Annotated in this window: 11 protein-coding genes; all 11 read left to right on the forward strand. The window is 67.9% G+C overall.

Going from position 1 to position 12530, the window contains the following annotated elements; genetic code table 11:
- Window positions 1-263 precede the first annotated feature (263 nt).
- Window positions 264-1484: a hypothetical protein gene (locus tag JIM94_RS03315; RefSeq protein WP_200254724.1), complete on the forward strand. Its 1221-nt coding sequence runs from the start codon at window positions 264-266 to the stop codon at window positions 1482-1484.
- Window positions 1485-1607: 123 nt separating this feature from the next.
- On the forward strand, window positions 1608-2591 hold the full coding sequence (locus JIM94_RS03320) for an HAD-IIA family hydrolase (RefSeq protein WP_200254726.1): 984 nt from the start codon (window positions 1608-1610) through the stop codon (window positions 2589-2591).
- A 2-nt stretch (window positions 2592-2593) separates the two neighbouring features.
- Window positions 2594-2785 carry a hypothetical protein gene (locus JIM94_RS03325; protein WP_200255190.1) on the forward strand — a complete coding sequence of 64 codons (192 nt, stop codon included), beginning with the start codon at window positions 2594-2596 and terminating at the stop codon, window positions 2783-2785.
- Between the two features lie 57 nt (window positions 2786-2842).
- Window positions 2843-3679 carry a TlyA family RNA methyltransferase gene (locus tag JIM94_RS03330; RefSeq protein ID WP_200254728.1) on the forward strand — a complete coding sequence of 279 codons (837 nt, stop codon included), beginning with the start codon at window positions 2843-2845 and terminating at the stop codon, window positions 3677-3679.
- Window positions 3676-4593: an NAD kinase gene (locus tag JIM94_RS03335; protein WP_200254730.1), complete on the forward strand. Its 918-nt coding sequence runs from the start codon at window positions 3676-3678 to the stop codon at window positions 4591-4593. Before JIM94_RS03330 ends, JIM94_RS03335 begins: the two co-directional genes overlap by 4 nt.
- Before the next feature lie 83 nt (window positions 4594-4676).
- Window positions 4677-6407: a DNA repair protein RecN gene (gene recN, locus JIM94_RS03340; protein WP_200254732.1), complete on the forward strand. Its 1731-nt coding sequence runs from the start codon at window positions 4677-4679 to the stop codon at window positions 6405-6407.
- 116 nt (window positions 6408-6523) lie between these two features.
- Complete coding sequence (steA, locus tag JIM94_RS03345) at window positions 6524-7708, forward strand: putative cytokinetic ring protein SteA (RefSeq protein WP_200254734.1); 1185 nt, start codon at window positions 6524-6526, stop codon at window positions 7706-7708.
- A gap of 48 nt (window positions 7709-7756) precedes the next feature.
- Complete coding sequence (locus JIM94_RS03350; protein WP_200254737.1) at window positions 7757-8818, forward strand: copper transporter; 1062 nt, start codon at window positions 7757-7759, stop codon at window positions 8816-8818.
- 242 nt (window positions 8819-9060) lie between these two features.
- Complete coding sequence (locus JIM94_RS03355; RefSeq protein ID WP_234039985.1) at window positions 9061-10722, forward strand: CTP synthase; 1662 nt, start codon at window positions 9061-9063, stop codon at window positions 10720-10722.
- Between the two features lie 12 nt (window positions 10723-10734).
- Complete coding sequence (locus JIM94_RS03360; protein ID WP_336296536.1) at window positions 10735-11397, forward strand: NUDIX hydrolase; 663 nt, start codon at window positions 10735-10737, stop codon at window positions 11395-11397.
- Window positions 11394-12332, forward strand: coding sequence for a site-specific tyrosine recombinase XerD (locus tag JIM94_RS03365; RefSeq protein WP_200254739.1), 939 nt, complete (start codon window positions 11394-11396; stop codon window positions 12330-12332). Before JIM94_RS03360 ends, JIM94_RS03365 begins: the two co-directional genes overlap by 4 nt.
- Window positions 12333-12530: the final 198 nt, after the last annotated feature.

Genomic DNA, 12530 nt, shown 5'->3' on the forward strand with positions numbered 1-12530 from the left:
TTCGTTGTGCCTGTGAGCCAGTCCCCGCCGTGGATAGCGCCCGGGGTGTGCTGCCGCTTGTCCCGGCTCCGGCCCGCCACCGACGGCCCACAGCAGCCTCACCCGGACACCGGCGGTCGGCAGGGTGACGCGAGTTCACACTCCCCGGCCTCAGCCGGTACCATGAGATGTCCGGTGGTCCGCGTGAGGTGGACGATACAGACGATACAACCGATTAACACCCAACTTTTCCTGTACCCGATGATCCCGGAAGGGCATGTGTCATGGCTGAACACAATTCCAACGACAACCGTCACACCGGCCGCGGCCGGGGCGACGGCCGCCCCTCCTCGGCGCGGAGCCACAGCGGTCGCCCGAGTCGGGGTGGGCGACCGGAATCCGGGGAACGCCCCAAGGCGACCTACGACCGCAAGACCGGTGGCTTCAGCAACGATGAGGACCGTCCCGGTCGGGACGCTCGTCGTTCGAGGTCCAACGGAGGTCACTCCGAGCGTCGTGACGACCGGAACCGTACCCCCGGACGCGGATACGGCGACAGGGACCACGACCGGCGGCGCGGTGGCTACGGACAGTCATCCGGGCACGGATCACCGGACGGTTCGGGAGAGTCCTTCTCCTCCGGAGGTTCCAGGGGGACGGCGTCCAGGCGCCCCGCCGGTGGAGAACGACGCAACCGTGACGATGCCCGTCGTGGGGGCGGACGGAACAACAACGGTGGTCGGGGACACGCTCAGCGGGCGGGTGCGGGACGGCGCGGTGAGGACGACTTCCGCGCGGGGCCGCAGCGTTCCGGATTCCGCGAGGAACGGATCAAGGCACGTATGGTCGAGCCGGATCTACCGGACGACATCACCGCACAGGATCTCGACCCCTCCGTCAGACAGGATCTCCGGTCGCTGTCGAAGGACAACGCCGAAGCCGTCGGACGGCACATGGTCATGTCGGCCACACTCATGGCGGATGATCCGGAACTCGCGCTCCGCCACGCCCGCGCCGCGAAGGACCGCGCAGGTCGTGTCGCCGTCGTCCGTGAAACCTGCGGTATCGCCGCCTACCATGCCGGTGAATGGAAGGAAGCCCTCGCGGAACTCCGTGCCGCCCGCCGTATGAGCGGTGGCCCGGGACTCCTGGCCGTCATGGCGGACTGTGAACGTGGGCTCGGGCGTCCCGAGCGGGCGGTCGAGATGTCCCGCACCGAGGACATCGAAGCCCTCGATCCGGATTCCAGGACCGAGTTCGCCATCGTTCTCGCCGGTGCACGCAAGGACATGGGGGATGTCGACGCCGCGGTGATCGAACTCCAGCGTGAGGATCTCAATCCCGCACGCACCGGTGCGTCCGCGGCACGCCTGTTCTACGCCTACGCCGACGCACTCGCCGCAGCCGGGCGGACCGAGGAGGCCCGTGAGTGGTTCTCGAACGCGAAGAACGCGGACACCGATGAGATGCTCGACACCGACGAACGTCTCGCCGAACTGAACTGACCCCGTTCGGTTCCGGGCGCATCCCCTGGATCCCACGGGGCAGATACAGCGACGACGGGTGACGTCCGCCGTTGCGTGGGGCGACGCTCTACGGTCACCGACAGCTCGGTAGACTGGTTGACCATGACCGTGGCCACAGATTACGACGCACTCCTTCTCGACCTCGACGGCACCATCTACCAGGGTGGTGCCGCGATTCCCGGTGCCGTGTCCGCCGTGGGTGGATCCGGCTTACCCGCCGTCTATGTCACGAACAACGCCTCCCGTGCACCGCGCGACGTGGCGGAACAGCTGAATGATCTCGGTCTGGAGACAACTCCGGACCAGGTCATGACCTCCGCGCTCGCGGCCATTCAACTCGCACAGGAGCGGGTGCCCTCCGGTTCGACGGTCCTCGTCCTCGGGACGGATTCGTTCCGGGAACTGGCACTGGACGCCGGGTTCACCGTCACGGACACCGCCGACGATCGGCCCGCGGCGGTCCTGCACGGGCACAACCCGGAAACCGGGTGGAGGCAGCTGTCGGAGGCCGCGCTCGCGATCCGGGAGGGTGCGCTCTACCTCGCGAGCAACCTGGACACGACACTGCCCAAGGAACGTGGTCTCCACGTCGGCAACGGATCCATGGTCGCTGCGGTGGTGTCCGCGACCGGCGTGACGCCGATCTCCGCGGGTAAGCCGGAACCGGCGATGTTCCATTCGGCGGCCGGGACACTGGGATGCCGCGCTCCGCTGGCCGTCGGGGACCGGCTCGACACCGATATCGCGGGTGGAGTCGCCGCAGGAATGGACACGCTGTGCGTCCTGACAGGTGTCAGTGGGCATCATGATGTTCTCCGGGCGCCGCAGGCGCAACGCCCGACACTGATTTCGGACACCCTCGACGTCTTCGACCGGGAGACGGACACACTGCGTCCCGGGCCCCGGGGTGGATTCACCGCCACGCTTGACGGTGGAATTCTCCGGATCGACGGGGGAACCCCTGACTCGACGCCGGTTCAGGCACTGCTGACCGCCGTCGACGTGGCCTGGACGTCCGGTGTACGGGTCGATGAGGTTGACGGTGTGAGCGCTGACGCCAGGCGTGTCCTCGGGCAGTGGTGGTGACCGTGGGTGGACATCCGGTCCCGGGGCCCCGTCCGGGGACGCCTCGCCCGGGGGACCACACGGTCACCCGGATCACCCCGGAACAGCTGGGCGAGAGCCTTGACGCCGTCCTGGGGGAGCAGGCGTCGACGTTGGCGCAGGAGGCGGACCAGCTCACCAGAGCCCACCAGATCCTGCATGATGCACTGCAATAGTTCACCCACCGGGTCAGCGGCCCACCGCACCGCCCCTGAACACCGAGGAGTTTTCTGATGGTCGCCCGCCGCCGTCTCGACGCCGAGCTCGTCCGCCGCAAGATCGCACGTTCCCGTGAACAGGCCGTGGAGATGATCCGTGGCAAGCGGGTCGAGGTCGGGGGGATCCTCGCGGTGAAACCCGCCACCGTCGTCAACCCCGACGTCTCGATCAGGGTGTCGGAGGCGGAGGAGGACACCTACGCATCGCGGGGTGCGCACAAACTGGTCGGGGCACTCGATGCCTTCGGTCCGGAGGGACTGTCACTGGCCGGACGACGGGTCCTCGACGCCGGGGCGTCCACCGGGGGGTTCACCGACGTCTGTCTCCGTCGTGGTGCCTCGGAGGTGGCGGCCGTCGACGTCGGGTACGGGCAGTTGATCTGGCGGCTCCAGAACGACCCCCGGGTCACCGTCCTCGATCGCACGAACGTACGTTCACTCACACCGGACCTGCTCGGGGGACGGTTCGACGCGATGGTCGGTGATCTCTCCTTCATCTCCCTCAAACTCGTGCTGCCCGCCATCCGCGACTGTCTCGTCCCCGGTGCCGACCTACTGCCGATGGTCAAGCCGCAGTTCGAGGTCGGGAAGGACCGGCTCGGTTCCGGTGGCGTGGTGCGGAGCCCCGAACTCAGGGCCGAGGTCACCTGTGACATCGCGCGATTCGCCGGGAACCTCGGTATGAGGTGCCGGGGGGTCGTCGCCTCGCCGCTCCCGGGACCGTCCGGCAACGTAGAGTACTTCCTGTGGTTGGTCAACGGGGCCGACACCGCGGATGGCGCCCAGCCGCTTCCCGGGGACGAGGAGATCCGTGTGATGGTGGAACGCGCAGTCGAGGAGGGGCCGAGATGACCGACCGTGAGGTGCTGCTCGTTCCCCACGTCGGGCGCAGGGCGAATCTGGAGGCCACCGCCGACGCCGCCGAACTCCTCGACGCGGCCGGTGTCCGCGTCCGGGTGCTCTCGTCCGCCGATCCGGCGGTTCTGGTCGAGCACCCGGTCCTGGGGCGGTTCCCGCGCTTTCCGCACGGTGCGGAGGCGGCGGAGGGCGTCGAGCTCGTCCTCGTGCTCGGTGGTGACGGAACATTCCTCCGGGCCGCGGACATCGCGCACATGAATGACCTGCCCGTCCTCGGAATCAACCTCGGTCACGTCGGTTTCCTCGCGGAATGGGAGTCCGATTCACTTGAGCTTGCGATCAGGAGGGTGATCGAACGGGACTACCGGGTCGAGGACCGCATGACCCTCGACGTGACCGTCCGGGATGCCGAGGGGCGCACCGTCGGTGGTGCCTGGGCGCTCAACGAGGTCAGCGTCGAGAATCTCAACAGGTCCGGGGTACTCGACGCGACACTCGAGGTCGACGGCCGGCCCGTCTCGACATTCGGTTGCGACGGCATGCTGATATCCACTCCGACGGGGTCCACCGCGTACGCATTCTCCGCCGGTGGCCCGGTCCTCTGGCCCGCGCTCGACGCCATCCTCGTGGTCCCGAACAACGCCCACGCCCTGTTCGCGAAGCCGCTCGTGGTCAGCCCCTCGTCGACCGTCGCCGTCGAGTCGAACTCGGAGACCTCGGAGGCGGTCGCGATCATGGACGGTTTCCGGGAGCTGCCGATGCCCCCCGGTTCCCGGATCGAGGTGGAACGGGGAGATCGTCCGGTCAGGTGGGTGCGGCTCGACAACTCGACGTTCACCGATCGTCTGGTCACCAAGTTCCGGCTTCCCGTGGAAGGGTGGCGGGGGCCGAAGCCGACGCAGCGGTAACCGCCGGTCCGGGGGTCGGCGGCCGTCCGCACCCACCCGGACATCTAGCACGCGTGTTCTAAATCGTGCTGTATCGTGGTGGCATGCTTGCAGAGATCACGATCGAGAACCTGGGTGTCATTCCCGTCGCCACCACGGAACTCGACGGTGGGTTGACTGTCCTGACGGGGGAGACCGGGGCAGGTAAAACCATGGTCGTCTCCGGTCTCCGGTTGCTGTGCGGGGGGCGGGCCGACGCGTCACGGGTCCGGACGGGGGCCACTCAGGCCGTCGTCGAAGGCAGGTTCCTGATCGACGGTCTGCCCGGTGACACCGCCCGGGCAGTGTCGGAGCTGGTCGACGCGGCGGGCGGTACAGCCGACGAGAACGGTGAGTTCATAGCCTCCCGTACCGTCAACGCGACAGGGCGGTCCCGTGCGCATCTCGGGGGACGCTCGGTACCTGCGGCCACCCTCGCGGATTTCACCGCGGATCTGCTGACCATCCACGGTCAGAACGATCAACTGCGCCTGTTGTCCCCCGAGCGCCAGTTGGCCGCCCTCGACCGTTTCGATCCTGCCGTCGCACCGTTGCTGGTGGACTACCGGGAGGCATGGAAGACGTGGCGGGACAAGGCGCGGGATCTGAAGGAGCGTACGACGCGGCGGCGGGAGCTGGCGCAGGAGGTCGATCGTCTCCGGTTCGCGATCGGGGAGATCGACGAGGCCGATCCTTCCCCCGGGGAGGATCTGGAACTCAAGGAGCAGATCCGTCGGCTCCAGGACGTCGACGGTCTCCGTGAACAGGCCACCTCCGCTGTCGTCGCGGTCGACGGGCCCGAGGCGTTGGGGGGAGGTGACGGTGTCTCCGACGTGTCGGGGGCGTCAGACCTGCTCGGGGCCGCGCAGTCGGCGTTGGCGGGGTCGCAGGATCCCGTTCTCGCAGCGGTCGCCGCACGTCTGGGTGAGATGACCTCCCAGTTGGGGGAGATCTCCGCGGAACTCGGTGCGTTTCTCTCCGGTCTTCCCGCCGACCCCGATGCACTGGAACAGATGCTGCAACGCCAGCAACAGCTGAAGCAGCTGACCCGGAAGTACGCCGCGGACATCGACGGGGTTCTCACCTGGCGGGACAAGGCCCGCCGTAAACTCGCCGCCATCGATGTTTCCGGTGAAGCGGTGGAGAAGCTGCAGGCGGAGACACTCCGGGCGGAGAAGAAGATGCTCAGTGCCGCGAAGAAGCTCACGCGGGCGCGGACGGTCGCCGCGGAGCGGCTCGGGAGCGAGGTGACCACGGAGCTCCACGGCCTCGCCATGGCGAAATCCAGGTTCGAGGTCGCGCTCCGTCAGGTGGCACCGGGGCCGGACGGGGCGGATGACGTCGAGTTTCTGCTCGCCGCGACACCGGACGCGGAGGCCCGGGCACTGGCGACGACCGCGTCCGGGGGTGAACTCTCGCGCGTCATGCTCGCGCTGGAGGTGATCCTCGCCGCGGGCACCAGCGGAACCACCCTCGTGTTCGATGAGGTTGACGCCGGGGTCGGCGGAAGGGCCGCCGTGGAGATCGGACGGAGACTCGCCAGACTGGCGGTGGACAATCAGGTCATCGTGGTCACCCACCTGCCGCAGGTCGCGGCGTTCGCGGACACGCACCTGCACGTCGCGAAGCAGGTCGGGGACTCCGCCGTGACCTCCGGAGTCGAGGTCCTCGATGAAGAGCGACGGGTCGAGGAGATCTCGCGGATGCTGGCCGGGCTCGACGACACCGCGACGGGTCGGGCGCACGCGAGGGAACTGCTCGACACCGCCGAAAAGGTCCGGTCCGGGTTCCACTGACGACTTCCCGGTCCACCACCCGGGTGGCAGGGGGAGACCGCACCACTACGGTGCGTTCCCGGTGATGTCCCGCGAGCCTCCACCATGTGCGGCTCCGACGGTTGCACAATAGCGGCATGAGTCTGTTCTCCCGCACCGTAGATCTCCCCGGCCTGCGTGGCACTCTCCGTGAGTGCACCCGGCGCGGCAAAGGTCTCAAACGTCTTTCCGCCGGTGACATCGCGGTCATCGATGCGCCGGACATCAACCGCGCATTCTCCCAACGGTTGATCGACGCGAAACCCGCGGCGGTGGTCAACGTCGCCGCGTTCACCACCGGTGCCGTCCCGAACTTCGGTCCGCAGATGATGCTGGATGCGGGCATCACCCTCGTGGACGGTGTGGGCGCGGATGTCTGGCGTCATCTCAGGGACGGTCGCAAAGGTGTGCTCACGGATGACGGTGAGCTCTACCAGGGCGACACCCTGATCTGTGCCGGGCGGATGCTGGACACCGGATCAGCGGAGAACGCCTTCACCGAGGCCCAGGGGTCTCTCGTCGACCACATGGAGGCATTCTTCGGGAACACGATCCAGTTCATCCACTCCGAGGCGCCGCTGCTGATCGACGGCCTCGGGGTGCCCGAGACGGGGGTCGAGATAACGAACCGGAAGGTTCTGGTGCTGTCCCCGGGGCCCGGCCACCGTGAACAGCTGAAGCGGCTGCAGAACTTCATCCGCGAATACGATCCGGTCCTCATCGGCGTCGACTCAGCGGCCGACTCGCTCGTCGACGCGAAGTACACACCCCACCTCGTCGTCGGTGACCCCTCCGGTATCGGTTCGGAGGCACTGCGCAGCGGTGCGCGTGTCGTGCTGCCCGCGGACCCCGACGGACACGCCGTGGGGCTGGAGCGGATCCAGGACCTCGGTATCGGGGCGATGACCTTCCCCGCCGCCAGCAACTCCGCGACGGACCTCGCACTGCTGCTCGCCGACTATCACGGCGCCTCCCTCATCGTGAACGCCGGTTCACCGCTGGACCTGCACACCATCTTCGTGGGCGGCCCAGAGGCCACCCCCTCGGCACTGCTCACCAGGGCGAAACTCGGATCCCGGCTGATCGACGGCGACACCGTCGAGGAGCTCTACAACGTGGGCAGCCCCGTGAACCTCTCGTGGTTGTGGACACTGCTCGGGTTCCTCGTCGCCGTCGCCGTGATCCTCGTCATCGCCGGTACATCGGGGGACGGCGGTTTCACGGACAACCTCATCGACACCTGGAACAACCTGGCGTTGACCGTCCAGGGCTGGTTCCGCTGACCACCCCGTCCACCGTTTTCCACCCACACCTGATCAGGAGTTTCACCCATGGCCCACACATCACAGCGCCGGATCGGACCGCTGGCGGGCATCTTCTTCGGACTGGCGGGCGGCGTCGCCCTGGGCGCCTGCGTGCTGGCTCCCGTTCTCCCCGAACGGGATTCGGGTGCGGAGACGATCACGCCCGAGCAGCTCAGCGAGGCCCGGCTCGAGGCCCGGATCGGTGCCGCGCAGGCGGATACGGCCGACGCGGTCGTCGCCAGCATCGCCGAGGAAACTGTGTCAGGTGCCCTCACCGACCAGTCGGTCCTCGTGGTGACGACCCCGGACGCCGACTCCGGTGACATCGAGAACATCGCGTGGCTCCTCGGTAAAGCGGGCGCCGTCGACGCGGGCACTGTACAGCTGGCGGAGAAGTTCCTGAACCAGGACGGGGCGGACGGACTGAAGACGATCGTCACCTCCACGCTTCCCGCCGGGGCCCAGCTCTCCCTCGACAGACTCGACCCGGGTACCCATTCCGGTGAGGCGCTCGGGGCCGCTCTGTTCAAGGATCCCGTGACGGGTGAGCCGCTGGCCGAGGCCGGTGAACGCAACCTCCTGCTCAACGCCCTCTCCGAGGCGGGTTTCATCACCTATGAGCCCGGGACGATCCAACCCGCCGACGTCATCATCGTCGTCACCGGTGACGACGACGGGTCCACCGACCGTTTCGCGGCCAGGAACCTCGCGACGTTCGCCACCGCGCTCGACACGCGTGGACGGGGTGTCGTTCTGGCGGGACGTCTCCACGCGGCCGCGGACACCGGTGCGATCGGTGTCCTGCGTGCGGACGCGGACGCCAACGGGCACGTCTCCACCGTCGACTCCATCGACCGCGCCTACGGGCGCATGGCCACTGTCCTGGCCGCCCGCCACGAACGTGAGGGTGACTCCGGCTCCTACGGTTCGGCGGCGTCGGCCGACGCCGCGGCCCCGGCCAAACCCACCGGACCGGTCAGGGACCCGGAGCGCCCCGCCGGAGAACCGGAGGTTCCGGAGCAGCCGGTCGCCGAGCCCGAGGCTGCCGAACAGCCGGTTCCCGAGGGGGAGACACCGGCGGCGGGATAGCGTCAGCGGGGTAACGGCACGGGCTGTGTTAGAGTGAAGACCCGTGGGTTACGATGCCGGTAACCTTCTGCACCACCTGCGGTTTCCTCCCTCTTCCGGCCGTTCCACCCGACTCCACGGGTGTCGTGGAACACCGGGTACGGGATGTTAGATCGACACACCTCGGGTGGGGCACAGTCCGCACATCTCGATCCCCTCCGGCAGCGGGCCGGGGATCGACCTAGAACCCCGGGAGCCCCCTTTTGTCGCAAACGCGTGGCATTGATACCAAGTACATCTTCGTCACCGGCGGTGTCGCGTCCTCGCTGGGCAAGGGCCTGACGGCCTCCAGCCTCGGGCAGCTTCTCACCGCACGGGGCCTGAAGGTGACCATGCAGAAGCTCGATCCGTACCTGAACGTCGATCCGGGCACCATGAATCCCTTCGAACACGGCGAGGTCTTCGTCACCGAGGACGGGGCTGAGACGGACCTCGACCTCGGTCATTACGAGCGTTTCCTCGACCGGAATCTGGGGGCCAACGCGAACGTCACCACCGGCCAGGTGTACTCGACGGTCATCGCCCGCGAGCGTCGCGGTGAATTCCTGGGGCACACCGTCCAGGTCATTCCGCACATCACCGACGAGATCAAACGTCGCGTGCTCGAGATGGGGGAGCCGGACGCCGACGGTGTCCGACCCGACATCGTCATCACCGAGATCGGCGGCACCGTCGGGGACATCGAATCCCAGCCTTTCCTAGAGGCCGCACGCCAGGCCCGTCACGAGGTCGGTCGGGAGAACATCTTCTTCATCCACGTCTCGCTCGTGCCCTACCTCGCACCGTCGGGAGAGCTGAAGACGAAGCCGACCCAGCATTCCGTCGCCGCACTGCGCTCCATCGGTATCGTCCCGGACGCCCTGGTTCTGCGCTGCGACCGTGAGGTCCCGGACGCCCTGAAGTCGAAGATCGCGCTCATGTGCGACGTCGACGAGGAAGGCGTCATCTCCTGTGCGGACGCCCCGTCGATCTACAACATCCCCAAGGTCCTCCACCGTGAGCACCTCGACTCCTTCCTGATCCGTCGCCTGGGACTCCCGTTCCGGGACGTCGACTGGACCGTGTGGGGCGGGCTCCTGGAACGGGTCCACAAGCCCTCCGGTGAGGTCACCATCGCCCTGGTCGGCAAGTACATCGACCTTCCCGACGCCTACCTGTCCGTCACCGAGGCCATCCGGGCCGGCGGTTTCGGGAACAACGTCCGCACCGTGATCCGGTGGGTCGCCAGCGATGACTGCGCGACGACCGACGGAGCGGCCAGCGCACTCGCCGGTGTCGACGGCGTCGTCGTACCGGGTGGCTTCGGCATCCGTGGTATCGAGGGCAAGATCGGTGCGGTGCGTTACTGCCGGGAGAACAACATCCCGCTGCTCGGTCTGTGCCTCGGACTCCAGTGCACCGTCATCGAGGCGGCCCGTGCCGCGGGAATCGAGGACGCGTCCTCGGCGGAGTTCGACCCCGAGACCCCGGCGCCCGTCATCGCGACGATGGCTGATCAGCACGACGCCGTGTCCGGTAAAGCGGATCTGGGCGGCACCATGCGCCTGGGTGCCTACCCCGCGGTCCTCGCGGAAGGTTCCGTCGTGGCGGACACCTACGGAACGACGGAGGTCTCCGAGCGTCACCGCCACCGCTACGAGGTCAACAACGCCTACCGTCAGCAGATCGCCGAGGGGTCCGGCCTGGTGTTCTCCGGAACGTCACCGGACGGCAAGCTCGTCGAATTCGTCGAGTACCCGCGCGACGTGCACCCCTTTCTCGTCGCCACCCAGGCTCACCCGGAGTACAAGTCGCGGCCGACCCGCCCGCACCCCCTCTTCGCCGCACTCGTCGCCGCGGCGGCGGACCGTCGCGCCGGCAGCTAGGAGGACACACCCGTGACCGCACCCGGTTCCCACGAGTTCACCGTCACCGGATCGGAACTCCTCCTCGACGCCCCGATCATCGCGGTCCGCCGCGACCGGGTGACCATGCCGGGAGGGACCGTCTCGAACCGGGAGATCGTCGAACATTTCGGTGCGGTGGCCGTCCTTGCCTTCGACGGGGAACGGATTGCGCTGGTGCACCAGTACCGGCACTGCGTCCGGGATCGTCTCTGGGAACTTCCCGCCGGTCTGCTCGACCTGGCGGGCGAAAACCCCCTGGACTGTGCGGCCCGTGAACTGGCGGAGGAGGCCGGGCTCGCCGCCCGACGGTGGGACCTGCTCACCGACGTGGTGAGTTCCCCCGGATTCTGCGAGGAATCGGTCCGGGTGTACCTGGCCCGGGATCTGGCTGAGGTCGGACGCCCCGGGATCTCCGACGACGAGGAATCCGACATGGTTCTCACCTGGTTCACTCCCGGGGAGGTCCACGAGATGGTGGTCACCGGTCGGATCGTGAACTCGATCGCCGTCGCGGGCATCATGGTCGGACTCGACGTCCTCGCCGGGCGCAGTGAACCCCGGAGCGTTGATGAACCCTTCCGGCTCCGCCCGACGTCCCTGCCGCGGCGGCGTGGGGCCGGGAGGGACCCCGGAAGCGATCTCAAACGACCGTGACCGACCCCCGCGCGCTCGCGGAAACCTGGCTCGACCATCTCGTGGTCGAGCGTGGGGTGTCCCCGAACACCGAATCGAACTACCGGCGTGACCTGCGACGCTATCTCGACTGGCTCACCGCCTCCGGCCTGGAGGATCTCCGGGACGTGCGGGAAACCGACATCGAGCGCTATCTCATACACCTCCGGACAGCGGACCCCGACACCGGTCGTGGTGCCCTCGCGGCGTCGTCCGCCGCGCGGGCACTCGTCGTCGCACGTGGTCTCCACCGCTTCGGTGTCGCCGAGGGCGAACTGGAGATCGACGTGTCCAGCCGGGTCCAGCCCCCCTCCACCGGTGAACGGCTGCCCGAGGCGCTGACCGTCGACGAGGTGTCCGCACTCCTCGAGGCTGTACCGTGCGGCGAGCACGCCACACCCGCCGATCTGAGGGACAGGGCTCTGCTGGAACTGCTGTACGGTACCGGCGCCCGTATCTCCGAGATCACGTCACTCCTCGTCGACGACGCACCCCGCACCACCACGGACGGTTCGATGACGATGCTGGTGCTCACCGGCAAAGGCGATGTCCAGCGAATGGTTCCGGTGGGTGAGCCCGCGATACGTGCGGTCGGGGACTGGCTGGTCCGGGGACGACCCGCACTGTCGAGGGGCCGCTCACACGCCCTGCTGCTCAACCGCCGGGGTGGCCCCCTCAGCCGTCAGAGCGCGTGGCGGATCATCCGGGACGCGGCGGAGCGTGCCGGGATACGTTCAAAAATCTCCCCGCACACCCTCCGGCACTCCTACGCCACCCACCTGCTCCAGGGTGGGGCGAACATCCGTGTGGTGCAGGAACTGCTGGGGCACGCGTCCGTCACGACGACACAGATCTACACGCACGTCACACCGGAGAATCTCCGGCAGGTGTGGGCGAGTGCGCATCCGCGCGCCTGAAGAAATATGTCAAGCCTTCATCCTTGCCTGTGGGCGAATGTGTGTGGTTTGCCGGTGTCTTCCGGCTACCCGGCCCCGAGCATGTAATCTGGAACCACACCGGTGTGAGAGTGGAGGGGGCCGGCGACGGCGCGGTGTCGCCGGGGCCCCGGTCGATTGTCCGGCCGCACGCGCAGAAGGCATACAGGGTACAGAGGA

Origin of the sequence: Corynebacterium pygosceleis (assembly GCF_016595275.2) — a bacterium.
Lineage (GTDB): Bacteria > Actinomycetota > Actinomycetes > Mycobacteriales > Mycobacteriaceae > Corynebacterium > Corynebacterium pygosceleis.